Below are 26464 nucleotides of genomic sequence, written 5' to 3'. Positions count from 1 at the left end.
GATTTGGAAAACGTATACACTTATGCCATTCTTCTTCACAATATTTTTTATATATAGTCGAATTCAATTTAACATCCAACAAGAAATATTCTATTTCATTATATTCTATATTAAGCAATCTTAAACTTTCCAAAATTTTAATTTTATTTGATTTATATAAATCATGAACATCACATATATAATCATTTTTAATTTTCACTATTTGCAACAATCTTTTTTTCAGGTGGTTGACATATAAATCGAAATCCACATATGGGGTATCATGCATTAAAGTACCTGGGGCAAGCTCATGCTGTGAATTTAAATATATTTGCCTAAAATCTACAATCCAAATAAGTTTATTGAATATTGCTTCCTTCTCTAAAATACGTAATTTTGAAATTTCTTCTTCAACAAAAAACAAGTGATACTTTCCAAATTTACAATCAGAGTAGTGTTCAGTATGTTTTTCAATTTTAATATGTTTAGATATTTCTTGCAAATGAGGCATATACACTAGCTCATTCCAACTATTTGGGATATTTTCAAGCCAGTCACTGTAACAGTAATTGCTCTCTACTAATACCCTAGAGACTCCACCCCCAATACACTTTTTTTGCCAATTCAATCTCCAATCGCTTTCATGGCATTCGTTTTTAGAAATACTTTGTTTCATCGTATATTAAGCTTTACTGTATGGTGGGTTATTTTTGAAAAAAAATAAGCTAAAACAGGCTGATCTTTAGGGCATGCAAGTTCGAACTAGCAGGATAAGCAGGATAGGAAATTAGCCGGAGGCGGACTTGCAAGGTTCTAGGATAAAACGGATGACAAGATGTTGTAGTAGGCGGACAGAGCGTAGTCTAAATCCTGCCGGGGAACGGCCTGAACGAAGCTACATTATTCCGCATTCCAGTTGTCGGAGGCGTAGAACCTGCGCTGTCGTGGCGCAGCTAGTAAATCGGCCTTTGCTAGGCTGGGCGCTACCACAACTAGACCACCATCGGTAGTACGATTGAGGGTCGTGTTGTGGTAGTCGTGGTTGTAGCTCATGATCGCGTAGTAGCCCTTGGCAAACGAGGCGGTGCAGGTCTCGTAGCTGTTAGTGGCTACTAATGTGAATGAGATTACTTCATATTGAATCAACATGCACTAAAAAGACCCTGAGGTCTCAGTCGCAGCGATTCGCAAAAACTGAATTGGATGGAAATAAATATTCTAATTGCTGACCTATAAGCTCCCGAAGGCGAATAGTATAACCATTTTCTTTATGGCAGCTTGTCATCTTTGCGGTGAAGCAGGAGCAGAGGATAGACGCGAAGTCTATACTGGTAGCTCAAAGTATTACGGAAGTCGTAGCACGAGCACTCGGCTAAGTTACAGCGTTCGTAGTATATGCAGAGCCTGCGCCGTTGGGCTAGATAACATAGAATGGCGCAAAGAACTGCGCAAAATACGTGTTGACATAGCTGCTCAAGTGTTGCTAGCAGTCGGGCTTTTATACTACATAATAGTACGCTAGATGAAGAATTACTACGACTTGTTGGGTATATCTACTACTGCTACCACCGATGAAATCAAGCAGGCTTATCGACGCTTATCGGTGAAGTTTCATCCTGATAAGAATTCAGGCGATTCCTTTTTCGCTGATATGTTCAAGCAAATCAACGAAGCGCAGGAAGTACTGTTAAATGAAAACAGACGAGCAGCTTACGACTCACGGCTAAATGGCTCAGCTCATCAGGAGAGGAAAATAGCAGCTGAACAGGCCAAACTGCGGCGTGAGCAAGAAGAGTTGTTGCGGAAGCAAAGAGAGCAGGATGTAGCTGCCCAGCTACTTCAGGAGCAACAAAAACGAGTAAAGCAACGGGAAGCTGAGGCCCAGCGCCTTCAGGAACAAAGCATTCGTATTACCAAACCCAAGCCTATTGTAAAGCAAGCAAATACTTCCGTTACCCCTCCATCTACTCTAAAGGTCAGGAAACGCCCACCCAACTTGTGGCGACTTGTCCAGCAATGGAAGCGTATCAAATATAGCTTTTGGGTTATTAATATTGGCCTTGTACTATACATCAGCTTCGGCCCTAATAAGGTGCATTATTTCCGGCCTGCGGGTACTGATGCCTACGTTACGGCTGATAAAGGAATATTTCTACGTGATACGCCTCAAAGTGCGGGTAAAGCCTTAGCAAGTTTACCAAAGTACACATATCTCAAACTGGTATCTACTGATGGCCAGCTTGAAATTATAGAGGGAAAGAAAGCCCCCTGGTATCAAGTTGAAAACGATTCCTTACAGGGCTGGGTATGGTCAGAATACATAGCCAAAATTGAATAGATAGATTCATATGGCGAGTATACAAAGTGTTCTCTTGCTGACCTTCTCAACGGAGAAAATCATGTATAAGAGATCAAGGGGCACCTTCTAGAATGTGTTTTGTTAATTAGGCACCCTTAAGCAGCAATATTTGAACCTGTCTTGGAACAAGAAGGGGGCTCAATAATTCTCTTGTGTGAGAATGGTGACATAGTGATTTCGCATCACTTCCGATCTACAGGTGGGTGCCCAGCACTAACCTACCTCGCGTTTATTGCAACCAAAAAACCCCGGCCGATTGACCGAGGCTTTTCCTGTTGTAGAGTAGAATAAAATAAGCGTGCCTACGCAACGATAATCAGTTACCGGTAACTAGGGCCATTCTAGCGGTCAAAGTTGCAGCTACCCCCTCTTTTGCCGGCAAAAAGGGCTGGCCGTGTTGCTTCATAGCTTACTACGTAGGTCGCCTAACCATTATTCCCCTCTAAGAGTACTTACAAGAGGAGAACTGACGTCATAGAGGGGCTCTTTTCGCTACGTGCTCACTCTTGATTTTTAGCCCGCATCAGTCGAAGCGATCAGTCATTGCCTCAAAAGCAATTCGTGACCCTTCTGTGGTAGGAAACTACCATCAATAGTGAGAGCTAGAAAAGAGGGAAAGGAGGGCTCAGTCGAAATCACAGCTCTCTTCTCACCCCCCGCCCCCCTAGTTTCCTCTATAGTTCGGATAGGTTAGGCCTTAAATTTACAACTGAGGCATTATGTCATAATCACAATGTCAACCATGCTGTAACTAGTGCGAATTTCGGGACTTCGGCAATGATAGCTAATTCAGCTGCCTCAAAATAAAATAAGTGCAAAATATAGCCGTAGACCTAATAAAACAGTTATTATTGCTGTATGCACTCTGCGTTATTTGTGAAGCATTATATTATACCCAGGGGCTCCGCAATAGTACATTTTATAAGAAAGAAGGCGGGAGGCCCTGGGTAAATGACTGGTATAATTGACTAATAGGCACTTTTACAGTGGTGAGAAGCTTTATGTGCATTGGTTTGTTGAGACTTTTTGTATGATGTGGTCTAGCCAAAACGTACAGTGATAATTATTACCTTCCACTGCCCATAACCGAGAAACTGAGTCTTGGTGGCTTGCCCGCTACCCGCAAGAAATATGTGCTGACTTTCAAAGCCTAGTGCGTGCGCTAAGTAGCGTCCAGCCCGCTGAGGAAACAATCTAAACGTTCACGAAACTGGTATAATACGTACCGTACCGAAAATGGTACGCGGTACAACTATAATAATGAGGCAAGTCATATATATATATATATATATAAAACTTACTATGACGTCCTCAAAATATTGGCTTATTTCTTAGTTTATAAAGTGTAACTAATACCCATCGTTGCTAGGATAAAGCATAATCACGAACATAAATTACTAAGTAAAAAATGCGAGGCATCAAGCGAATAGATCAGAGGGCATACAATCTACGCAGGTCACCTTATTATCAAAATATAATGTCAATTATATATACATTGTCAAATTTTACGTTGAAAAAAACGTGGTAACTATAGATGCCTGTACTTGCGTACCGCGTACCGTTTTTAGTACGCGGTACGCAAGTACAGGCTAAGTTTTCAACCATGCACCTACTGTTGTGAATGCAACGTTGATCGCTTTGCTTATTTGACGGAGACTCAACCCCTGACTATGCAAACGTTGTGCTTCGGCGATATTCTCTAATTTGATAATTTGCTTGTCCTTTACTTTTGATTTAGAAATTGAATTAGGCATTGACTTCAAAAGATTGTACGCGTGCTCTCGTAATACTTGCGCTATGTGCGAAGCCGAGTCGAAGTCTTGAGCGGTACATCGTATGGTTCCTGTGGCTGTTGCTCCTTTTTCAAAGTCGCGCAACACCGCAAGAATCATGGCTATGCGAAACATGATTAACCCCACCCGCTTAACTACGCTACCTGCATCATTGCCATAGTAAGGGACAGCAGCTTTTAGAGCTGTTTCACCATCCGTATTCAACTTACTCCAGCAACTCTTGCTCAGGGTTACTTTGATAGGCCTGTTGTTTTGCTTAACTATCTTAGTAAGCTGGTCTGATAAGGGTGAAAAGTAATCAGCCAAATTACCGTACCTATTTCCCGGACTTACGTCACTCCACGTATGCTCTGTATTGTAACTATAGTGCATGAAACGGCTGAAGAGCCCATCTTCTGAAGACGGAATGAGCCGTCTTACCTGACCTGGCGTTCCTGTGAGTACAATGCTAATTTGAGGGCATTGCAACTCGTGCAGTTCGTCGCCAGTTTTGCGCGCGTACCCATATGGTTCATGGTGAAAAGCCTTACGCAACAAATCACTGAACGAGCCCCAATCCTGGCTCAACGCAAGGCTCAATGTATCCGCTTCGGTCTCACATATTATCCCACGCTCAGCATTACTGGCTAACAATTTGATAATTGCCGCCGCACTTGTGTTAGCGGGCAAGTAAAGTTGTCGTGCTTCACATTTGGCCTGCGTTGCTTGCTGACTCTCGTGTTGCGCTGCAACATGTAAGGGATAAGCCAGCTGCCGAGCCCATTTCATACTACTTTTCCCGCTTGCTGCCGACGCCACGATAAAGCAAAACAGGTTCGCTCGCACTTCGTCGTGGCGGTAAACTCCGGTTACCTTAGGAAAACATCCGGACAGCACTCCTAGTGTCGATAGCAACATGATATCACGCTCCCTAGGACAGGAGAATGGCTTACAACAATCCTGCAAAAAGGCAGGCAGTGACAAGTACAAATTGGGGGCAAAGGTGGGTGCATCAGCATTAAAGGGGGAGCTTTCCCCTTTGTCTGTAGTCGGTGAGATTCCGGCCTTCTTACATAGGTAGAAGAAGGTCTTTATTGTAGTCAGTCCATTGTGGTTCTTCAGTAAGCTTGTAAACTTCTGATCTGTTTCTCGATTCGTATACTTGTTACTGAGCCTGCTTATGCGATGGAAGAAGGCACGTCCCGGCTCTCCAAGGGATGCCAAGCTGAAACCCAAGTCACGCCAAGTAGCATACTCATCAGGGAAATTATCATTTGCCTCGACTGCGGATGTCCAGCGCTCTACCTTGTTTAATAACGAGGAGTGATGCTGTTCAGCAGCGAAATTTTTGCTGCTATCCTGAGCAACTTGAGACTCACCTATTGCCTTGTGAAGCGTATTAATGTTTAAAACAGCCTCCAAGGCACCTAGTGGAGAATCAGCGTAGGCCTCGTTAACATACACCTCTGGGTCATATGGGAGGTAACAAGCTCGGGCGATATCACCGACAGAAGTGTCGAAGAAAGGTTTTAAGTCTGGGCATGAGTGAGCTATGTAGTTACTAATAGCTATAAAGTACTCTTGGTGTGTGGCTTGGGACTGATCTGTAGCAATAAAAGCTTTGACTCCATTCCCACTGGGGCTTTTGAATAGTAGAACGATACTGGGGCCAAGTATTTGATCCTTTAATAACAGGCTACGAAATCTCTTTACACTAGGCACGTCGTCGAAGTCCAAACCAACTATACTGGATGCTCTTTCTAGTGCCGTCGCCTTGCGTGACCTAAAAACCCCACTAGGAGTGATATAATCGAACGAAGATTTGAGTTCGTTGTACGCCTCACTTTTCCTCTCCAAGGAGCGCAGACGTGCTGTTTTATTCTTCGGACGCTTCTTAATGATGGTGCTTAGGAGGTGGAGCGAAACCTCCCCGACAGGGGAAGTTTGCTTTATACCACCGGTGAAGTAGCTGAAATAAGCGGGAACCATGAGACCGGAATTGAAGTGTTGAGTATTTAGCATCTTTTCTACTTCAATGCTTGACGCTTTTCTTCTAGATCTCCAGCGAGTCGATCATTTGACCTTTTGACGTGCCTATCCATAAAGGCATTTATCTCCGACAGCCTGTATAGTACTATTTTGCCTGGACGGTGACTGGTTATCTCGCGTTGCGAAGTGTACTGCCGGAGAGTTGAGGCGGGGATGTTCCCAAGGTATTCTCGCGCTTGGCTAAAGCTTAGGAATGGATCGTATTGTGCCAATCCTATATGCTGTGAAGAGTTAGACATTTGTAGAGAGAAAAAGGAGTTAGTGTTGAAATGCTTTTGAAGCTAGCGGGCCCACTAGCTGCACCTTGCTAAATGAGGTACACCATATTAAACCCTATTTCAAACCGTAACGCTGCCCTAATTCAGGCGACACTATCACCTTAAATTTTTATTGTTTTATTCATATTAAGCATTAAGCGAATGAGCTGCATGTGATTTCAACTGCCTCCATAATTATATTTGAAGAGTAGTTCAGAATCGATTTTAGTATTATTTGTAACCGTGGCTATAACTGCGGAGTAGGGAGAGATGCCCCATTTTATCCATATAGGCCTTAATTTCCCCTCGATGATGGCACTTACAACATGCCCAAAATGCGGGCACACTGAAGTATCCAAGAATGGAATGAAGGGTCATGTGAAAGCAAACCCGGAAGAGCCAACTCGGGTCGGGGGGGCACCTGGCCCAAAACAACGTTATAAGTGTCTTAGTGAGACCTGCGGCTATCAGTTCACTACACCAAATTTTCAAGATCATGAAGACCCAAATTGGGGCTATTTATGGCCTAAGAAGGAGCAAGTACTAGTGAACTACCTACTAGAGAGGATGAGTAATCGTGCGAATGGTGAGGATGTAGGAGTCGATGGCAAAACCGTGGCAAAATGGCTCAATGAAATGCGCCGGGACCCACGGCTGGCAGAGATATATGACGAGTTCCCCGAGTTTAGCACCAAAAAAGGCATCGCTCCGAGCGATGCCTTTGAGGAATAGTTTCCACCCAAATGGATTATAAGTAGCGGTCGAGCTTACGCATTGCTTCTTCGCCTGTACGGTTTACAACCTGAGCATATCGCATGGTCATTCCTAAGCTTTTGTGCCCCATGAGCTTACTCGTTGTGTTTATATCTACTCCCGCACTTTGTAGTTTGGTGCCGAAGGTGTGACGAGAGGAATGGTAGGTGAATTTGACCTTCGCCAGCTTGCCCCAGCGTTCGATATACCGCTTCATAGTGGTACGGCTCTTCAAACTGAATACTCGTTCTTCACTGTAGGCGGCTGTACTAAATTGCTGACGCAACAGTATTTCTTGGGCCTTTTTGCCAATCGGCACACGTACTATACTATTGGTCTTCACCTGGCGCTTTTCAATTTTGTAGACGGTAATTCCCTCTTGGTTTATGTTACCTAAAATTTCAGCCCACGTGAGGGTTTCAACATCACTGAGGCGTAAGCCAGTATAGCAGCTAAACCAAAAGGCATCAGTAAACCATGCTGGCAATTCGCTATCAACCTCGCGAAGCCTCTCCAACTTATCATCACTGAGGTAGCGCGGGCTTTCTTCCTGCCCACGTACCTTGATGACATTGTGGGCTGGATTTACCACAATAAGCTTGTCGCGTACGGCACTATTGAGGCACGTTGTGATAACCCCCATGTATGTGCAAACCGTCACGTCCTTGACGCGTTCCTGGAGGTATTCCTGAAACCGGTTGAGCCACTCTTCCGTGACGTTACCAAAATTCAGTCGCCCCTTGGTAAATGCCATTAGGTGCTTACGCACGCTTTGTTGCCATACGTGATTACGGGTAGATGCCAGCTTATCATAGTACTCAATGAAAGAGGCCTTCTTATCTACTTTCGCCGGTAAATCATGCTCCTCCATTATGAGGCGCTGCTCCATTTTATTACGCAGGTACTCGGCCTTGAGGTAAGCTTCCTGGTAGGCATTTTTCTTGTTGTGTTCGCGGCTCTTTTTATCAGCCGGAACAACGTGTATGTTGAGGGTATCAATACGGCGCTCACCGTTGATGTAGTAATCTAGGCGCAAGGAGGCCCTGCCGTCTTTCAATGCTTTCTCGCGGATGTGAACTCGTGCCATGGGGCTTGTTGGGTTAGTGGATTACAAGGTTGGTATCCAGTAAACGCCCTCGGCCTGCGGCTAGATTCGGGTTACTGTACGGTTACTAATAAGCCGTTTTTAACCGTAACTAACCGGACTAATAAATCTCGAACTTTTATCTCGGCTAAACGCAAAAACCGCACTAGCGGGGGCGCTGATGCGGTTTTGCGTATGGTTGGTGCTGGTTGAATACGAGGCTAAATCTCTACTTCCAAAGGGGGACTAATTATTATCACGTTGTGGCCCCCGGCGGCGGCAATTTCCAGGGCCCGCTTGATGTTCTCCTGGCCCTGCACATCAGCGAAGTCGGCTTCGTACTGGTTGGCTGTCTGCTGAAACAGGTCGCGCGTATCCATCGTGACCGGCGCAATTTCCAGCCGGCCCTCTAAGAAGTCCACTGCCTCCTGCATCGTGCCCACCGGAATAACGTCGAGGCTGTTGACGATGGCGGCCTCCTGCGCATTCTCGCGGGGCAGAATCAGCCCCTTAAAGCCTTCCTTGCGGGCCTGAATGGCAATCGGCAATACGCCTTTTATTGGCCGCAGCTCCCCATCGAGGGCCAACTCGCCCATAATCACGTAGTCGGCCAGCCGCTCGGTATCCAGCTGCTGCGAGGCGTGCAGAATGCCCAGACCAATGGGCAGGTCGTAAGCCGATCCTTCCTTGCGGATATCGGCCGGGGCCATGTTCACTACCACTTTGGTGCGCGGCATGCGGTAGCCCCGGAATTTCAGGGCAGCTTCTACCCGCTGCTGACTTTCCTTGATGGCATTATCGGGCAGCCCCACTACAAAAAAACCGGTTCCCTGCGACACCACCACCTCGATGGTAATCGTGTAGGCATTCACGCCCTGTACGGCCGAACCAAAGGTTTTCGTGAGCATAGAGCGGAGAGTTAAGCAGGCAGAGGCTTCGTGTGAGCAGCGCGGCAACCGCGCATTTCCGGCAAGATATTACGTGCAAGCCAACCGATTGATATTCGCTCGTTTATCTCCCGGTTTTCAAGCCTCAGCTATTCACGCGCCCACTTTTTACCTTGGGGCGGTAGCGCGACTGGTTGAGGATGCGTTGAGCGTCTTTTTCCATCATCAGCTGGGGCAGCGTCACCTTGGGGTTTTCGGCCATGTACTTGCGCACAATCTGCCAGCCCACCCAGGCGCCCACCCGGCCAGGAGCCGTTTTATCAATTTCCGGAATATTGGGCCGTTCGCCAATGTACTTCTGAATGGTGAACGGGGCGGTGTTGTAAAGCAGGCCTTTCTCGATGAAGTGGGCCCAGATTTTCCCTTCATTGAACCCAACGCCAGCAATTTCCGCAGCGCTATAGCCAATCAGCAGTGAGTCGGGGGTGCAGGGTAGCATCTGCTCGGCAAAGTACAGGGCCTTCCCAAAGTGTAGCATCTCGCCGAGCATCGTTTGGCCGGCGGCGGGCTTCTGGTTGTACTTGGTACTAATGGCCAGCGCCAGCCCCGGCACCATGTGCTCAGGCGTGTAGCGCCGCTGAATGTAGCTGGGTACGTTGGGCCGGTAAGCTGCCGTAGGCCCCACAAAATAGTCGGTGCTGAGCACAATCAGGCTGTCGTTGACGAATAAATCCTGGCTCAGCCCGCTCACGAAGGTTTTTACGGGCGGCACCCGAAAGCTAGGGTAGTAGTAGCGCACGTGCTGAAACAGCTGCGTCAGGTTTTGCTGCAGTTGCGGACCTTGGAAGGTGGTATCGGCCTGGACGCCCAGCTTCTGGAGGCCGGCATTGGAAGCCAGCCGGGAAAGCGTGGCACTCAGCACGCCCGGCTGATATTGCCCGGCCTGCAGAAACTGCCGTGCGAACAGGCCGTTGTTTTGCAGAAATTGCTCGGCGTCGGCAGGGGTCTTTAGCTTGAAAAAAGGTGCTTCGAGTCGTTCGAGCTTAACGGGGGCTTCTACCTTGGCCACCTCGGGGCTTAGCTCACACCGGTCATCGTTGTTCGAGCAGGCCCCCAGACTTAGACCAGCGGCGGCCGACGCCACCAGCAGCAGGGTACGCAAACGGGCAGAAATATGCATCACGGTTCTATCTTTGAATCAAAAGTAGCCAAATCTGTCGGCCTATCGTCGGCGCCTGGCCTTCCCCAACGCTTTTCCTCTCCCTCTATGAAAAAGGCCCTGTTTGCTCTTCTTATCAGCGCCGCCACGCTCGGCTCTGCCTCCGCTCAAGTCGAAATCGGTCTTAAGGTGTCGCCCTCGCTCACCAGCCTGCGGGCTGCCTCGCCCGACGGTGACGAACTAAAGAACGAAAGCGCCAAGTTCAGCCTAGGCGGTGGCCTCATTGTCGACTACTTCTTCGGCCAGAACTACGCCTTCAGCACCGGCCTGGAGCTGGTGGGCAAGGGCGGGACAGTTAGCTTTTTCGATAAGGCCAGCAACAGGCGCTACGAGCAGAAGCTGGGCCTGCAGTACCTACAGGTACCGCTCACGGTAAAGCTGTTCACCAACGATGTAGCCGAGGATACCAAGGTGTACTTCCAGCTCGGCGGAGCGCTGGGTGGCGTCATCGGGGCCCGTGTCGATGGCGACAAGTTCTATACCCGCCCCGGCACAACCACTCGCACCAAGGCCACCAAGCACGTCATCATCCCCGATGCCAACCTGCGCCTCGGGGCCGGCATCGAGCGTCAGCTGGGCCAGACGACCCGCTTCCTGCTTGGCGCCAGCTACCACCGCGGCCTGCTCAACATCGATAAATACTTCGAAGATAACGCGGGTATCAAAGACGCCGAGTTGAAAAACAGCGAATTCGCCCTGGATTTCGGCATCAAGTTTTAGCTGTTGATTGTCATTCAGAGCGAAGCGAAGAATCTCACGTGCTGACATTGTCATAGCAACCTGACGCCAGCAGGCGAGATTCTTCGCTTCGCTCTGAATGGCGTTTCTTACCGCTTCCCACCAACGAAAAACCCCCGCGTTGCTCTAAGCAGCGCGGGGGTTTCTTCTATCAGGAGGAGTTTTTTTCGCAGAAAAAATCCGTCAGTATTCAGTCAATTAGTCAACTATTTCCAATTCCCGGTCCTGCAACCGGCTCATGGCCGCCGCGGCCGAATGCAGCTCGATTTCCTCGCCGTTTTCGTCCTCGATGCGGTACTCGGTGAGACCCATACTAGTGTCTTTCATCACCTTTACCCACTTATAATACTTCAGGTACCACTTCATCTGGCGGCTTACCAACCCTTTGGTGTAGTAGGCGTGCAGGAAAGGGTGCACTGAAAGCGTAATGCCCGACTGGTTCTGGGCTACCAGCAGGTCGTCGATGCTGTTGTCGATTTCGTCCGTCACGAGGATGGAAGCCGAAATCTTGCCCGTACCGCCGCAGGTGGGGCACACCTCGCCGGTTACAATGGCTTCGGCCGGCCGCACACGCTGCCGGGTAATCTGAAGCAGGCCAAACTTGGTGATGGGCAGGATGGTATACCGGGCCTTGTCGTGTTTCATCACGCTGTGCACCGCATCCTCTACCTTCTTGCGGCTCTCAGCCGATTTCATATCGATGAAATCGACCACGATGATGCCGCCCATGTCGCGCAGCCGGAGCTGGCGGGCTACTTCCTTGGCGGCCGCGAGGTTCACGGCGAGGGCCGTGGCTTCCTGGTCGCCTTCCTGGTTGCTCTTGTTTCCCGAGTTCACGTCGATGACGTGCAGGGCCTCGGTGTGCTCGATAACCAGGTAACCGCCGCCGGGGGCCGTTACGGCCTTTCCAAACAGCGTTTTGAGTTGCTTCTCGATGCCGTGCTGCTCAAATACTTTCACCTTACCGGTGTGCAGTTTTAGCAGCCCAAGCTTATCGGGAGCAATCTGTTGCAGGTAGCTGCGCATTTCCTCATGCAGCGCCGGCGAGTCCACGGTAATGGCATCGAACGACTCATTGAGCATGTCGCGCAGCATCGACGAGGTGCGGCCCAGCTCGCCCAGAATCTTGTCGTTGGGCTTGCCCGCCTTCAGATTTCCGTGCAGCGTGTTCCACTTCTCGGTCATGTTCTGCATGTCCCGGTCGAGCTCAGCCACCTCGCGGCCTTCGGCCACGGTGCGGATAATCACGCCGAAATTGTCGGGCTTGATGGAGGCGATAAGGCGTTTAAGCCGGTCCCGCTCCGTGCGGCTGACAATCTTTTTGGACACACTAATGGTGTTGGAAAACGGTACCAGCACCAAATAGCGGCCGGCCATCGAAATATCGGTGGACAGGCGCGGACCTTTGGTTGAAATCGGCTCCTTTACAATCTGGACCACCAATTGCTGGCCCTTCTTGAGTGCGTTGTCGATCTTCCCTACTTTGTCAAGGGGCGCTTCAAACTGAAAGTTTTTGAGCGACCCGACGGTGATTTTCTGCGATTGAACGCTCTTATTCCACTTTACGAGCGTGGGGAAGCTTTCCCCCAAGTCGCCGTAGTGCAGAAAGGCGTCTTTTTGATACCCGATGTCGATGAACGCGGCGTTCAGACCGGGCATAACTTTCTTGACCGTGCCCAGGAAAATGTCACCAACCGAGTAGGCGGTGTCGTTGCGGTCGAAATGGTATTCGATGAGCCGCTTATCCTGTAGCAGGGCAATCCGTTCTCCGTCCTGAGTAGAATTAATGATTAATTCGTTACTCAATGGATTAAGCCTTAGAAAGGCGCCCCCAAGCAGTAGCCACAATAAACCTGTCGGCCCCGAAACCCGCAAAGGGAAGCCAGCGCACATGGGCGCCGGCTTCCCTTGTCAGCCTCGGGGAAAGCACGTTTCTGGCCACTCTCGGAAGAACCTAAGTGAGAAATAGACAGGCGCTTCTCAATTGAAAAACGCCGTCAGCAAACCCCGCCGGGGCTTACTTCTTCTTGTGACGGTTCTTGCGCAGACGCTTCTTCCGCTTGTGAGTAGCAATCTTATGACGCTTTCTTTTTTTACCGCAAGGCATGTTGTTGGGGTTAAGTGGTTGAGTGATTTCTTGATTGGTTTGCAGCTATTGGCTTCTGGTTTCCGGCATTTCAACCGTCAACTAAAGACCTCTAACCAAGCGCCAAAACTACTGAAGTTTCTGTAGCTGTTCATCTACCGACGCCGCTAGCGCCGGGTCGGAACTGATGCTTTTGGCAGCGAGGAAAGCTTTGCGGGCCTCCTGTTTCGCGCCCGTTTGGGCTAACGAAACGCCAAGATAGAACTGCGCGTTGACGTTTTTCGGATTGATTTCAGCCAACTCCGCAAAACGCTCAGCCGCCTTATCGTACTGATTGCTCTGAACAGCCAGTAAGCCAAGGTTATACAGCGCCTGCTCATTGCGCGGATCGGCCGCTAAAACTTCCCGCAACAGGGTAATGCCTTTCACCGGATTCTCGCTGGCCATGTAGGCCATGCCGAGGTTGGTTTTGGCATTGAGGTTGTCAGGATTGTTTTTCAGCACCCGCTCGTACAGCTCGCGGCACTTGGCACCCAGCAGTTTCTGCCGGGCCTCGGTGGTAGCAAAGCTGTAGGCCTCGTAGTACTGGTCGGCAGCGCGCTGGAAAGTTTGTTCGCCGGGTCGTACGAGCGCAATCTGCTCCAGGTAGTAGCCGGCACTATCGAAACGCTCCACTGCTTTGTACTTCTCGGCCAGCTCGCGGGCTATGCCAATTTTAGCGCCTTGGTCAGCCTCGGCCGTGTACTTGGCCACCAACGTGCTGATTTCCCGCCGCTGGGCGGTGGGCATCGTCATGTGGGGCTTTTCGGCGGTCGGGCCGCTGGGCTCGTCGTGGCTGCCGGCCGGGTGGCCATGCTCATCGAGTTCGCCCACTGCAGGAGCAGCGGCCCCTTGGTCGCGGTTGGCAGTAGCCGCCCCATCCTGAGCCAGCGTGGGCTGGCCGTCTTTGGGTTTCACAATTACCTTCGGCAACAGAAACAACCCAGCTATGAGGGCCAAAGCCAACGCCAGAATCAGTAATTGGTGCTTGGAAGAAGAAGTGCTGAGAGCCATCAACTGGGCGGGGTAAAAGACGGGTCGCCGGGGCACCTGCGAACAGGAGTTCCCGGCGGCCCGGCCGGCAACGGAAAGTGACTGCCTGCTTAGGCGGCCATCTCTTTGATTTTCTTGCTGTTTTTAATTTTCCCGATGAACGTCTTCGAGGGCTTGAAGCTTGGGATGAAGTGCTCGTCGATGATGATGGACGTATTTTTCGAGATGTTGCGGGCTACTTTCTTCGCGCGCTTCTTGTTTACGAACGAGCCGAAGCCGCGTACGTAAATGTTGTTGCCGTCGGCCATCGAGTCTTTTACAACTTTGAAGAAGGCTTCTACGGTAGCCGATACGTCGGCTTTCTCGATGCCGGTCTTGTCGGCAATTTCGGCAATTACTTCTGCTTTAGTCACGCTGGTAAGTGTACTAATGGTGAAAAAATAGGGGTTGGCACGGAGTACCATCCTGAAAACGTAAGCACTTGCCCGGTAAGAGTTTGCCCACGTTTTGAGGGCCACAAAGGTAGTCCCCTTTTTTGGGATTACAAACCGTTATGCTGCAATCCGCCTTTCGCCCCAACCTTCATTCAACTAATTCTATATCAAAAACTTGGCCTTTTCTCCTACCGCACCTACAACGCCGGATTCCTATTCGTGGTTCGCCGAAGCCCTGCTGGCCTGGTACCCGCGCCACCGTCGCGACCTGCCCTGGCGCCACACCCGCGACCCATATCTCATCTGGCTGTCGGAAGTCATTCTGCAGCAAACCCGCGTGAAGCAGGGTCTACCTTACTATCTGACCTTCAGCAGCCATTACCCCACCGTGCAGGACTTAGCCGCCGCCCTGCCCGACGAAGTGCTGCGCCACTGGCAGGGCCTGGGCTACTACTCGCGGGCCCGCAACATGCACCACACAGCTCAACAGGTGGTAACCGAGTTCGGCGGCCGGTTCCCGGACTCCTATGCTGGGCTGCTGCTATTGAAAGGTGTGGGCCAGTACACGGCTGCGGCCGTGGCTTCATTCGCTTATGATGAGCAGGTGGCCGTGCTCGATGGCAACGTATTTCGGGTGCTGGCCCGGGTGTTTGGCCTGCACCACGACATTGCCGCGCCTGCCAGCCGCAAGCAGTTTCAGCAGCTGGCCGACCAGTTGATTCCGGCCGACCATCCCGCCGAATTCAACCAAGCTATTATGGAGTTTGGCGCTTTGCAATGCACGCCTGCCAAGCCCGACTGCATGTTCTGCCCCATGCAGAGCCGCTGCTTTGCCTTCCAGCATGGGCTGGTGGCTGAGTTGCCGGTGAAAAGCAAGGCCAAAGCGGCCCGCACCCGCTACTTCCACTACCTGGTGCTGCGCCATGCCGATAGGGTGTACCTGCGTAAGCGCGGCCCCAAAGACATATGGGAGGGCCTTTACGACTTCGCCCTGCACGAAACCGATTCGGCAGAGCTGACCGGAGTGGAACTGCTGGCTGCAGTGGAGCGGTTGGGCGGGCGCATGGTCACTGGCCGGGCCGAGGAACCCGCCGTGACGGCCCGCCATATCCTGAGCCACCAGAAGGTGGAGGCCCGCTTCCATGAGGTATGGTTGGCTGGGCCGCTATCGGCGGCCGCTACGTCGGCCGGGCTGGCAGCGTACCGGAGCGAAGAAGTGGAGCAGTTGCCCAAATCCATACTTATCACTAATTATATTAGTAAAAAGCAAATTTAAATACCCAATTTTTTTGGCATTTACACTATTCGTGTTTATCTTTATTGGGTTGAAAAACAATCTTTCACCAAGCCTAACCATCTAAAATCTATACACATGGCAAGCGTCAACAAGGTTATTCTGATCGGTCATTTGGGCAAAGACCCCGAAGTGCGGCATCTGGAGGGTGGCACTACCGTAGCCAACTTCACGATGGCCACGAACGAGTATTATAAGGACAAGCAGGGCACTCGCGTTGAGCGCACCGAATGGCATAACATTGCCGCCTGGCGCGGCTTGGCTGAACTGGCCGAGAAGTATCTGCACAAGGGCCAGCAGGTGTACGTAGAAGGCCGTATCCGCACCCGCCAGTATCAGGATAAGGACAACCAGACCCGCTACGTTACCGAGATTGTAGCCGAGGAGATTTCGCTGCTTGGCTCGCGCCCTGGTACCGGGGCCGCTACCCAGCCCACTACGGCCGCCGTGGCCGAGGAGCAAGTTACTTTCCGCCAGGAGCCGGAGCTGGACCAACTGCCTTTTTAGGCGGCTCTGCCCATCTTCCCATAATAAAGCCCCGGCCGTGCCGGGGCTTTTCGCGTTTGGATGAGCGCGTTGGGCCGTTTTTCGTGGTTACCTTTACTCATCCACTCGTCCCGTTTTTCACTGCATGGCTGCTTCTCCTCTTTCTGGTTTCTGGTACGCGGCGACGGCCGGCCTGCTGCTGGTAGGTGGCTGCACCTCCACACCCGACTTCACACCCAAACCCAAGGGCTACAACCGCATCGATTTGCCCGCCCACAGCTACCAGCAGTTGGCGCCGGGCCGGCCCTACACGTTCGAGTATTCGCGAGCGGCCAAAATCCTGCGCGACTCGTCGTACCTGGCCCAGCCGCACTGGATAAACGTGTACTACCCGCAACTCAAGGCCAACGTGCAGCTCACCTACGCCGACGTCCGGGCCGACCGCAAAGCGTTTAACCGGCTGCTAGAAGACGCCCGCAAGCTCACCGGCAAGCACGAAATAAAGGCCTCGGCCATTGATGAGCGGGTGCTACAGATGCCTGGGGGGCTGCGGGCCACGGTGTTCGATCTGCAGGGTGAAGTACCCAGCCAGTTTCAGTTCTACACCACCGACAGTACCCGCCATTTCCTGCGTGGGGCGCTGTACTTCCGCACCGCCACCGCCAATGACTCGCTGGCCCCAGTTATCGAGTACGTAAAACAGGATATAGTTCATTTGCTGAATACGTTACGCTTTAACTAAGCCTAAAGCGGTCGGCTTCAAGCTACAACAAGTCTTTGCTTATCTGTTAAACCAGTTTTCGTTTAAAAGCTTGCGGCCTGAAGCCGACAGCTTGAGGCTCAACCAATGAGTTTTTTTCAGACCAAGATTGAATACCTGAAGGGCGTAGGCCTGCAACGGGCGCAGCTGCTGCAGAAGGAGCTGGGCTTGTTCACCTACGGCGACCTGATCCAGCGCTACCCCTTCCGCTACCTCGACCGCACCCAGTTCTATAACGTTGTGGATTTGCACGACGACCTGCCTTACGTGCAGATAAAGGGCATTTTGCGGAATCGGGAGGTGATTGGTGAGGGTCACAAAAAACGTATGGTGGCCAAGTTGGCCGACGCCAGCGGCGAGTTGGAGCTCGTATGGTTCAAGGGAGTGAACTACCTGGAGAAAATCATTAAAAACCATCAGGAGTACATCGTATTCGGTAAGCCCACGATGTTTAACGGGCGGCCCCAGATGGCCCATCCCGAACTGGAGGAAGTGACCGAGCAGAAGCCCGGCCAGAGCTTTTTGCAGCCGGTATACAACACGTCGGAGAAGCTCAAGAACTACCACCGGGTAGACAGCAAGGCAATTGCCCGCATGGTGGCCGACCTGCTGAAACTGGCCCTGCCCCACGTGCAGGAAACTCTCTCGCCGGCCCTCATTGAGCAGTATGGGCTGATGAGCAAGGCCACGGCGCTCCAGCAGATTCACTTCCCGCAAACGCCAGATTTGCTCCAGACAGCCCGTTTCCGGCTTAAGTTTGAGGAGCTATTTTACATCCAGCTCAAGCTACTGCGCCAACGCGACCAGCGCAAAGTGAGCCTGGCCGGGCAGATTTTCAAGGAGGTGCCCACGTTGGTCCACTTCTACAAAAACGTGCTGCCCTTCGACCTTACCGGGGCCCAGAAACGCGTTATTCACGATATATACAAGGATTTCTGCGCCGGCCAGCAGATGAACCGGCTGTTGCAGGGGGACGTGGGCTCGGGCAAAACCATCGTAGCCTTTATCGCCATGCTGATGGCCGCCGACAACGGAGCCCAGAGCTGCCTGATGGCCCCCACCGAAATCCTGGCTAACCAGCACTACTCCGGCCTCAAAGAGTTTGCCGACCTACTGGGCCTGAAAATCGGGTTGTTGACAGGCAGCACCCGCACGGCTGCCCGCCGGGTGCTGCACGAGCAGTTACGCTCGGGCGAGATGCACATCCTCACGGGCACCCACGCCCTGCTCGAAGACGTGGTACAGTTCAAGAACCTGGGCCTCACCATCATGGATGAGCAGCACCGGTTTGGGGTGGCGCAACGGTCCAAGCTCTGGCAGAAAAACCCCCATGTTATCCCTCACGTGCTGGTAATGACGGCGACGCCCATTCCGCGCACGCTGGCCATGACGCTTTATGGCGACCTCGATGTGAGCGTGATTGATGAGTTGCCGGCTGGCCGTAAGCCCATCGTCACGGTCCACCGCTTCGACTCGAACCGGCTGAAGGTGTTCCAGTTTTTGCGCGACCAGGTGAAGCTTGGCCGGCAGGTGTACATTGTGTACCCGCTGATTGAGGAAAGCGAGGCTATGGCCGACTATAAGGACCTGATGGATGGCTACGAAAGCGTGGCGCGGGCCTTTCCGGAACTGCAGATAAGCATCGTGCACGGCCGCATGACGGCCGGCGAGAAGGACGCCGAAATGCAGCGCTTTGTGGAGAATCAAACCCAGATTATGGTAGCCACCACCGTAATTGAAGTGGGCGTGAACGTGCCTAATGCGTCCGTAATGGTTATTGAGAGTACCGAGCGGTTTGGCCTCTCACAGCTACACCAGCTGCGGGGCCGGGTAGGCCGGGGCGCCGACCAGAGCTACTGCATTCTGATGAGCGGCTACAAGCTCAGCAAGGACTCGCGCACCCGCATCGAAACCATGGTGCGCACCAACAACGGCTTCGAAATTGCCGACATCGACCTGAAACTGCGTGGGCCCGGCGACCTGATGGGCACCCAGCAAAGCGGCGTACTCGACCTGCTGATTGCCGATCTGGCCAAGGATGGACGCATTCTGAGCGAAAGCCGGGCCGCGGCCCTAGCCCTGCTGGAGGCTGACCCCAACCTGGCATTGCCCGCCAACCAGGCCATTCGTCACCATATCGAGAGCCTACCCGCTACGGCTGTCAACTGGAGCCGCATCAGCTAAGTTAGCCGAACTATAGCTGCACAAAAAACGGCTCCTGAAGAGCCGTTAAGGAAAAATTATGCCGTTTACTCGTTCTCAGCGGAAGCGTTGCGGATCAGTTGCCACGAGCGAAACTTGCCGCTTTCGGATAACAGCTGTGTTTCCGTATCAGCCGACATCCTGTGCAACGTGGTGCTATGCACCGGAATTATCCATAGAGGTTCGTCGTTTGAAGCTAGCTGCGAATCGGCTGGGGTAGTGTTAAGCTTCCCGATGACAACCAGGGAAATCATCAAAACAAAGCGAAGTAAAGATTTCATATAGTAGGTGAACTTAAGATTAAAAGTCAGGTAGCAAGAACTGCGCCGCAACAGGTAAAAGATTTGGCGCTTTCATATTTTCGGTAATGAGTTCCACTATATACGGCTGGCTCACTATTAGAAACTTGGCAGTAACGCCACCTCGATTAGGGTAGCTTACTTTACCAACGCCCGTTCAAACGAAAGACTTTCGACCGGGTTGCCTTTCGGCCCGCAAAAGCAGTCTTCTGCCTGACCATTGACCATCTAACGCATTGACTATCGCGCAGATAGCAACCTGACTTTTGTTCAAAAAAAAGTTAGGTACCTTTGAAGAGTACAAATTTGCGGGATTTAGCCCGTTGCGTCATAAAGCCTTTTCTGCCCGTGCGTTTTACTTTCCTGCTCGTCGCCAGCCTTGTGCTGGCTTCCCTGGCCTACCAGCCGGCCTCGGCCCAGCGCGTGAAATCAGCCGCTTTCAGCTATCTGCCCGAAACCCGTACCGACCGCTACAACCAGCGCGTGAGCCGCAAAGCGTTGCCGCTACCCGATGGCGGTTTTCTCATTCTGGCCCACCAAACTGCCGACCAGTACGCAGTGGAGCGCTACGATGCCGACCTGAAGCGCCGCTGGAGCACGGCCCTACCGCTGGGTGCGGGCGAAGTGGTGGATGGCTTCAGCCAAAGCACTGAACAGGCGACGGTAGTAATTTACCAGAACACAGCCGGAACCCAACGCTTAGTAGCCTACACCCTGGGCCTAGCGGATGGCCGCAAGAATCCGGCCCAGAAGCTGGTGGAGGCGAATACCCGCGACCGGCGGCCCGGCGTAGCCTTCTCGCCCGATGGCAGCCGGCTGGTGGCCTGGCGTTACCTCACCCAGAGCAACCAGATCAAGGCCATCAGTGCCAGCGTGTACGATGAAAAGCTCCAGAAGCTAAAAGACCGCAGCTACGACTTCCACGACCAGGGCGACTTTTTCTCGGTGACGGTGCATGTCGGCAACGATGGTACCCAGTTTGTAACGCTGGCCGGCGACCAGATGAAGAAGCTCAGCGTGCGCCGCTACCGCAACGATTCGCCCGATGTGAAGGTGATGTCGGTGTCGGTGGGTGGTACGTTTAGCGGTAAAGTGGTAAACATCTTCGATTCGCGTTTCGTGTTGCGGCCCGATAACACGCTGTACGCTGCGGCCATCTGCAACGAGCGAGCCACTGGCCTCTACCACAGCCTGAAGCTGGTGAAATTCGATTTCGCGGTCGAAAACGACATGAAGTTTGCCCCCGAAGTGTTGCTGGCGGCCGATTACTTGGCCGAGGTAAATAAGGCTGTGGGTGGAACGCCCGCCAAGCGCCTCGAAGATGTTTACCTGACCGATGTGCTGCTTACCGACGACAAGCAGGTGGTAGTGCTGGCCGAGAAGAAGTACGAGGAGAGCGGCGAAGGCTCGCCCGGCCACACCCGCGAGCTGCACCTGTTCGGCTACAACGAGTTCCTGACGCCCAGCTGGCGCAGTATTGTAGCCAAAGACCAAGTAGCTCCCGCCGCCGACGGCTACAGCAGCATCGGCTACCGCGCCGCCGTATTTGGTTCCGAAGTGCAGCTGCTCACCTGGGAGACGCTCAAGGGTAAATCGGACCTTTACCTGCGCCGCCTGAACGTGCCGGCGGGCGTGGTAAGCGAACCAAAAGGCCTGGGCCTGAACGTGGCCGCCGACCAGAACCTGGCCTACGTGAAGGACTTCACGGCCTGGCTCGACCCCAAAACCATCATCGGCGTCAGCCGACCCAGCAAGAAGTCGGCGGCCCTGATGCTCAATAAAATCGTGCTCAAATAAGGACCACGGATTAGCACTGATTTTTTCGGATTGCACGGATTTTATGGCCGGCACCGTTTAAATCACTGCTTTACTTAACTGCCTTAGCGAAAAGCGCCCCTTCCCATATATATTGGGAAGGGGCGCTTTTCGCTAACAGCTAACAGCTAACAGCTAACCGTTACGGGAAGATGCCGAGCGACTGGTAGCTGACGCCGATTTTCTCGATGGCGGTATAGAAGGCAGCCGTACGCATGTCGGTGATGCCGGGCACCTCGTCCATCACCTTGCGGATAGACTGGTAGGCGGTAATCATGGTATCTTCGAGGCCCGAGTGGACGAGGTCGATTTCGTCGGCACCATGAATGATGGACTGCCGTTCCTCTTCCGAAACGGTGCGGCCAGTGGTACGCTCGATGGTAGCTACTAGGCGGCGCATGGCCCCTTCCTCGGCCCGCTTGCCCATGCGCCCAAAGCGCACATTCGACAGGTTTTTAAGCCACTCGAAGTAGGAAACGGTAACGCCACCGGCATTCAGGTAGAGGTCGGGCAGAATCAGGATGCCGCGCTCCAGCAGGATTTTCTCGGCTGGCTGGGTGGTAGGTCCGTTGGCACCCTCGGCTATAATCTTAGCCTTTATTTTGGTCGCGTTGCCCTCATGAATCTGATTTTCCAGCGCCGCGGGCAGCAGCACGTCGCACTCGTACTCCAGCAGTTCCAGCGAATTTGCAATGTCCGTGGCCCCTGCGAAATCTAAGATGGAACCCGTTTCCTCGCGGTGCTTGAATACGGCGGCCACATCCAGGCCCTTTTCGTTGTAGATGCCGCCTTCGCGCTCGGCAATACCGGTGATTAGTGCGCCGGCTTTCTGGCAGAAATTGGCAGCATGGTAACCCACGTTGCCCATGCCCTGCACAATAATTCGCTTGCCCTCAATGCCCGGCAAGAGGCCCGCCTTTTTGGTCATTGCCTCATCCAGCAGCATTTCGCGCAGGCCGAAGAATACGCCCAGGCCAGTAGCCTCAGTCCGGCCCCGGATGCCGCCTTGACCTACAGGTTTACCGGTAACGCAGCCCAGCGCGTTGGTGTCGCCGTACTTGAAAGTCATGTACGTATCAGCAATCCAAGCCATTTCGCGGCCGCTGGTGCCGTAGTCGGGCGCGGGCACATCCATACCGGGGCCAATCAGGTTCTTTTTGATCAACTCGCTGGCGTAGCGGCGCGTAACGCGCTCCAGGGTTTGCACCGGAGTTGTACGCGGGTTGATTTTCACGCCGCCCTTGGCCCCGCCAAAGGGTACGTCCACGAGGGCGCACTTAAAGGTCATGAGCGTGGCCAGGGCCATTACTTCATCCTCATCGACGTGCATACTGTACCGGATGCCGCCTTTGCTGGGCAGCTTGTGGTGGCTGTGCTGCACTCGAATGCCCTCAAACACCTGTACCTGCCCATCTACTTCAACTGGAAAGTTGACCTTGTAGATGCTGTTGCAGGTCCGGATTTGAGCAATAATGCCGGGAGCCAGCTTCGAGAAGCTGGCCGCGTGGTCATAGAAATGCAGGACGCTGTCGTAAAACGCCTTGCCCTTCGCTTGTTCGTCGGCCATATTATGGAAGAAATGGGTGGGATAGTAACCTCAGCAAACGGCAGATGCCGCCGCTGCGTTGTGCAAGGCCGTTAAGCTACTCAAAAGAAAGAGCCGCCCCCAATCCGGGAGCGGCTCTTTCTATGCTTCTTCCCACCGACGTCGGCAGAACTCCACGAAATGGAGCTTACACTGCCTAGTAAGTGAAAAAGCAGCCTTTATCTGTAGTCCTAGTAGGCGTACTCGTTGGCGGCAATCAGCTTGTCGGCAATACGACGACGGGCTTCCTTGGCGTTGAACAGGTCGGACTTGGTGAAGCGCTTGAGGCCCATGGCCAGCAAACGCTGCTCATCGCCCTCGGTCATGGTACCAATGGCATCCTTGCCGGCTTTGTTTACCTGGTCCACAGTGTCGTAGAGGTACACGCGGGCAATGTCAATCTGAGTCGAAAGCTCGTCTTCGCCTTTGGCGGCGGCTTCCTTCTCCACGCGCAGCAGGGTACTCTCGGCCGTGTATACTTTGATAGCCATATCGGCAATGTTCATCAGTACCTCCTGCTCCTTGGCGAGCGAGTTCATGTACTTCTGCACAGCCGTGCCGGCTACCATCAGAATAGCCTTCTTGAGCTTGGCAATGGTCTTTTTCTCGGCCGCGAACAGGCCGGTTTCCTCTTCCAGGTTGAAATCCGGAATGGCCATCAGCTCCTGCTGAACAGCCTGGGCAGGGCCCATCAAGTCCAGCTCGCCTTTCATAGCCTTCTTCAGAATCATATCAACGGCCAGCATGCGGTTGATTTCGTTCGTACCCTCGAAGATGCGGTTGATGCGCGAATCCCGGTAAGCGCGGTCCATAGGGTAGTCGGCCGAGAAGCCGTAGCCGCCGTAAATCTGCACGCCTTCGTCCACCACGTAATCGAGCACTTCCGAACCTTCCACTTTCAGGATGGCGCACTCCACGGCAAACTCGCGGGCGGCACCCAGCAGGGCTTCGTTGTGGCTCTGGCCCTTGGCCAGCAGCTCCTGCTCCATGCGGAAGATGTCCATGCCGGCCCGGTAAATAGCCGACTCGACGGCGTAGATACGGATAGCCTGCTGAGCCAGCTTGAACTTGATAGCGCCGAACTTGCTGATGGGCAGCTTGAACTGCACCCGCTCGTTGGCGTAGCGTACGCTCTGGGTGGCGCACATTTTGGTGGCACCCAAGCAGGCAGCAGCCAGCTTGATACGGCCGATGTTGAGGATGTTAAAAGCAATGAGGTGGCCTTTGCCAATCTCGCCCAGCACGGCCGATTTCGGCACTTTGGCATCCGACAGGAACACCTGACGGGTCGAAGAACCCTTGATGCCCATCTTGTGCTCCTCGTTGCCGAGGGTCAGTCCGGGGGTTTCCTTGTCGACAATAAAGCCGGTGAACTTGTCGCCGTCAACCTGAGCAAACACAATGAATACGTCGGCAAAACCACCGTTCGTAATCCACATTTTCTGGCCGTTCAGCACATAATGCTCGCCGTCTTCCGTCGGCATGGCCTTGGTTTTAGCACCCAGCGCATCGGAGCCCGAGCCGGGCTCGGTCAGGCAGTACGCACCCATCAGCTCGCCATTGGTGAGGCCGGGCAGGTACTTGGCCTTCTGCTCTTCGTTACCGAAGTACAGAATAGGCAGCATGGCAATACCCGTGTGGGCCGCAAAAGCTACCGGGAACGAATGGCCACCGCCCACACCTTCGGTTACCCGTAGCGAGGTAGGAAAGTCCATGTCAAGGCCACCGAACTGCTCGGGTACGCTCACGCCGAACAAGCCCAGCTCGCCGGCCTTTTCCATCAGGCCGCGCATAAGGCCTTCCTCGTGGTTGTCGAGGCGGTCGAGCAACGGCGATACTTCCTTCTCCACGAAGTCGAGGGCCGTCTGGTGCATCATGTTCTGCTCCTCCGAAAAATCGGCGGGTGTGAATACGTCTTGGGCGTCGGTCTCCTTGATGATAAACTCGCCGCCTTTTACAAGTTGGTTAGCTACTTCCATGATAGTGTGAGATTTGAAGTGGGAAATCGAGGAAAAAACTGTTCGGCTTGCCTACTACTTAGGGTAAGGCGGCGGGCCGTTACTCGTAGCGCAAGATAGCAAAATTTGTTATGCTTGCCGAGTACTTTGTTAAAAGAAAACCCCGAAATGCCTTCCGGGGTTTTCAAAATCACCGGTTATCCTTCGCGAATGAAGAACAATCCGCAGCCGCTACTTCAGCAACTCGTAGATGCCGGCTACGCCCTGGCCGCCGCCTACGCAGGCGGTTACCATGCCGTACTTCTGGCCCCGGGCGCGCATTTCGTGGAATAGCTGGATGCTGAGCTTGGCGCCGGAGCAGCCTAGCGGATGACCGAGGGCAATAGCGCCGCCGTTCACGTTCACTTTGCTCTGGTCCATCTCCAGCTCGCGCATTACGGCTAGGCTCTGCGAAGCGAAGGCCTCGTTCAACTCGAACAGGTCAATGTCCTGCAGCTTCATGCCGGCCTGCTTCAGGGCCTTCGGAATAGCCTTCACGGGGCCCATACCCATAATGCGCGGGTCGATGCCCTCGGTAGCGTAGGTTACCATGCGGGCAATTGGCTCCAGGTTCAGCTCTTTCACCATCCGCTCCGACATCACAATAACGAAGGCCGCACCATCAGAAGTCTGCGAGGAGTTGCCGGCCGTTACGCTACCGTTGGCGGCGAAAACCGGCCGTAGCTTACCCAGAACTTCTAACGACGTATCGGCGCGCGGGCCTTCGTCGGTATCCACTACGTAAGAGCGGGTTTTCTTCTTACCGGTGGCCTGGTCGAGGTAAGTTTCGTTGACCGTGATGGGCACGATCTGCTCCTTGAACTTGCCCTCCTGAATAGCCTTGATGGCCTTCTGGTGGGAGTTGTAGGAGAACTGGTCCTGATCTTCACGCGACACCTTGTAGTCCTGCGCTACAGCTTCGGCGGTCAGTCCCATACCGAGGTAGTAGTCGGGATGCTTCTGGGCCAGGTTGTAGTTGGGCACAGTTTTCCAGCCTACGGTGGGCACCATGCTCATGCTTTCGGTGCCGCCGGCCACGATGCAGTCGGCCATGCCAGCCGCAATTTTACCGGTGGCCATGGCAATGGTTTCCACACCCGAGCCGCAGTAGCGGTTCACGATGAGGCCCGATACGTTCATTGGCAGGGCCAACAGCGAAATCAGGCGGCCCATTTGCAGGCCCTGCTCGGCTTCCGGCACGGCGTTGCCCACGATTACGTCGTCGATGCGGGTGGGGTCGAGGGCGGGTACCGAAGCTACGAGGTGCTTGATAACGTCGGCGGCCAGGTCGTCGGGGCGGGTGAAGCGGAAACCGCCGCGGGTGGCTTTGCCCACGGCCGTGCGGTAACCAGCTACGATATATGCGTTCATATGATG

The 26464-nt window shown here is 53.0% G+C and carries 19 protein-coding genes and 1 pseudogene; 8 read left to right on the top strand and 12 right to left on the bottom strand.

Annotated elements, in window-relative coordinates; genetic code table 11:
- Together HW556_RS08340 and HW556_RS08335 are read right to left on the bottom strand one after the other, a co-directional pair.
- Positions 1–655 (bottom strand): hypothetical protein (locus tag HW556_RS08340; RefSeq protein ID WP_176899569.1); only part of this gene is annotated, 655 nt, incomplete at its 3' end.
- A 224-nt stretch (positions 656–879) separates the two neighbouring features.
- Positions 880–1032: a hypothetical protein gene (locus HW556_RS08335; protein ID WP_176899568.1), complete on the bottom strand. Its 153-nt coding sequence runs from the start codon at positions 1030–1032 to the stop codon at positions 880–882.
- Positions 1033–1501: 469 nt separating this feature from the next.
- Between HW556_RS08335 and HW556_RS08330 the strand changes: the two genes are divergently transcribed.
- Positions 1502–2317 carry a DnaJ domain-containing protein gene (locus HW556_RS08330; protein ID WP_176899567.1) on the top strand — a complete coding sequence of 272 codons (816 nt, stop codon included), beginning with the start codon at positions 1502–1504 and terminating at the stop codon, positions 2315–2317.
- A 1610-nt stretch (positions 2318–3927) separates the two neighbouring features.
- On the opposite strand, the gene HW556_RS08325 is transcribed toward HW556_RS08330, so the two are convergent.
- A complete protein-coding gene (locus HW556_RS08325) occupies positions 3928–6099 on the bottom strand; it encodes a DUF3987 domain-containing protein (RefSeq protein ID WP_176899566.1) in 2172 nt (723 codons plus the stop codon).
- Positions 6100–6686: 587 nt separating this feature from the next.
- Between HW556_RS08325 and HW556_RS08320 the strand changes: the two genes are divergently transcribed.
- On the top strand, positions 6687–7148 hold the full coding sequence (locus tag HW556_RS08320) for an IS1 family transposase (protein ID WP_176899565.1): 462 nt from the start codon (positions 6687–6689) through the stop codon (positions 7146–7148).
- A gap of 16 nt (positions 7149–7164) precedes the next feature.
- Here the strand turns inward: HW556_RS08320 and HW556_RS08315 are convergent, their stop codons facing one another.
- The 3 genes and pseudogenes from HW556_RS08315 to gldB all read right to left on the bottom strand — a co-directional run bounded on the left by HW556_RS08315 (position 7165) and on the right by gldB (position 10320).
- Positions 7165–8256 (bottom strand): site-specific integrase, encoded by a 1092-nt coding sequence (locus tag HW556_RS08315; RefSeq protein ID WP_176899564.1) that lies wholly within the window; start codon positions 8254–8256, stop codon positions 7165–7167.
- Between the two features lie 236 nt (positions 8257–8492).
- A pseudogene (locus HW556_RS08310) lies at positions 8493–9161 on the bottom strand (magnesium chelatase domain-containing protein); the annotation flags it as partial.
- A 124-nt stretch (positions 9162–9285) separates the two neighbouring features.
- Positions 9286–10320: a gliding motility lipoprotein GldB gene (gene gldB, locus HW556_RS08305; protein WP_176899563.1), complete on the bottom strand. Its 1035-nt coding sequence runs from the start codon at positions 10318–10320 to the stop codon at positions 9286–9288.
- Between the two features lie 87 nt (positions 10321–10407).
- On the opposite strand from gldB, the gene HW556_RS08300 reads away from it, so the two are divergent.
- Complete coding sequence (locus tag HW556_RS08300) at positions 10408–11079, top strand: porin family protein (protein ID WP_176899562.1); 672 nt, start codon at positions 10408–10410, stop codon at positions 11077–11079.
- A 216-nt stretch (positions 11080–11295) separates the two neighbouring features.
- Here the strand turns inward: HW556_RS08300 and HW556_RS08295 are convergent, their stop codons facing one another.
- The 3 genes from HW556_RS08295 to HW556_RS08285 form a co-directional block, all read right to left on the bottom strand.
- Positions 11296–12903, bottom strand: coding sequence for an Rne/Rng family ribonuclease (locus HW556_RS08295; RefSeq protein ID WP_176899561.1), 1608 nt, complete (start codon positions 12901–12903; stop codon positions 11296–11298).
- 409 nt (positions 12904–13312) lie between these two features.
- Positions 13313–14236: a tetratricopeptide repeat protein gene (locus HW556_RS08290; RefSeq protein WP_246289570.1), complete on the bottom strand. Its 924-nt coding sequence runs from the start codon at positions 14234–14236 to the stop codon at positions 13313–13315.
- A gap of 89 nt (positions 14237–14325) precedes the next feature.
- Complete coding sequence (locus tag HW556_RS08285) at positions 14326–14679, bottom strand: HU family DNA-binding protein (protein ID WP_176899560.1); 354 nt, start codon at positions 14677–14679, stop codon at positions 14326–14328.
- Between the two features lie 145 nt (positions 14680–14824).
- Between HW556_RS08285 and mutY the strand changes: the two genes are divergently transcribed.
- From mutY to HW556_RS08260, 5 genes are all read left to right on the top strand, one after another.
- Positions 14825–15925: an A/G-specific adenine glycosylase gene (gene mutY, locus HW556_RS08280; protein ID WP_176899559.1), complete on the top strand. Its 1101-nt coding sequence runs from the start codon at positions 14825–14827 to the stop codon at positions 15923–15925.
- A 96-nt stretch (positions 15926–16021) separates the two neighbouring features.
- Positions 16022–16450: a single-stranded DNA-binding protein gene (locus tag HW556_RS08275; protein ID WP_176899558.1), complete on the top strand. Its 429-nt coding sequence runs from the start codon at positions 16022–16024 to the stop codon at positions 16448–16450.
- Between the two features lie 124 nt (positions 16451–16574).
- Positions 16575–17171: a gliding motility lipoprotein GldD gene (gene gldD, locus HW556_RS08270; RefSeq protein WP_176899557.1), complete on the top strand. Its 597-nt coding sequence runs from the start codon at positions 16575–16577 to the stop codon at positions 17169–17171.
- Positions 17172–17276: 105 nt separating this feature from the next.
- The gene (gene recG, locus HW556_RS08265; protein ID WP_176899556.1) at positions 17277–19373 is read left to right on the top strand and encodes an ATP-dependent DNA helicase RecG; all 2097 of its coding nucleotides are present in this window, start codon (positions 17277–17279) and stop codon (positions 19371–19373) included.
- A gap of 665 nt (positions 19374–20038) precedes the next feature.
- Positions 20039–21487, top strand: coding sequence for a hypothetical protein (locus tag HW556_RS08260; RefSeq protein ID WP_176899555.1), 1449 nt, complete (start codon positions 20039–20041; stop codon positions 21485–21487).
- A gap of 160 nt (positions 21488–21647) precedes the next feature.
- On the opposite strand, the gene HW556_RS08255 is transcribed toward HW556_RS08260, so the two are convergent.
- From HW556_RS08255 to HW556_RS08245, 3 genes are all read right to left on the bottom strand, one after another.
- Positions 21648–23072 (bottom strand): Glu/Leu/Phe/Val family dehydrogenase, encoded by a 1425-nt coding sequence (locus HW556_RS08255; RefSeq protein WP_176899554.1) that lies wholly within the window; start codon positions 23070–23072, stop codon positions 21648–21650.
- A gap of 209 nt (positions 23073–23281) precedes the next feature.
- Positions 23282–25069, bottom strand: coding sequence for an acyl-CoA dehydrogenase family protein (locus HW556_RS08250; RefSeq protein WP_176899553.1), 1788 nt, complete (start codon positions 25067–25069; stop codon positions 23282–23284).
- A 210-nt stretch (positions 25070–25279) separates the two neighbouring features.
- Entirely contained in the window at positions 25280–26458 is a 1179-nt protein-coding gene (locus tag HW556_RS08245) for an acetyl-CoA C-acyltransferase (protein ID WP_176899552.1), read from the bottom strand.
- Positions 26459–26464: the final 6 nt, after the last annotated feature.

Source organism: Hymenobacter terrestris, from assembly GCF_013377905.1.
GTDB lineage: Bacteria > Bacteroidota > Bacteroidia > Cytophagales > Hymenobacteraceae > Hymenobacter > Hymenobacter terrestris.
Note: the sequence above shows the minus strand (reverse complement) of the source record. Positions and strands in the feature narration are given on the sequence as shown.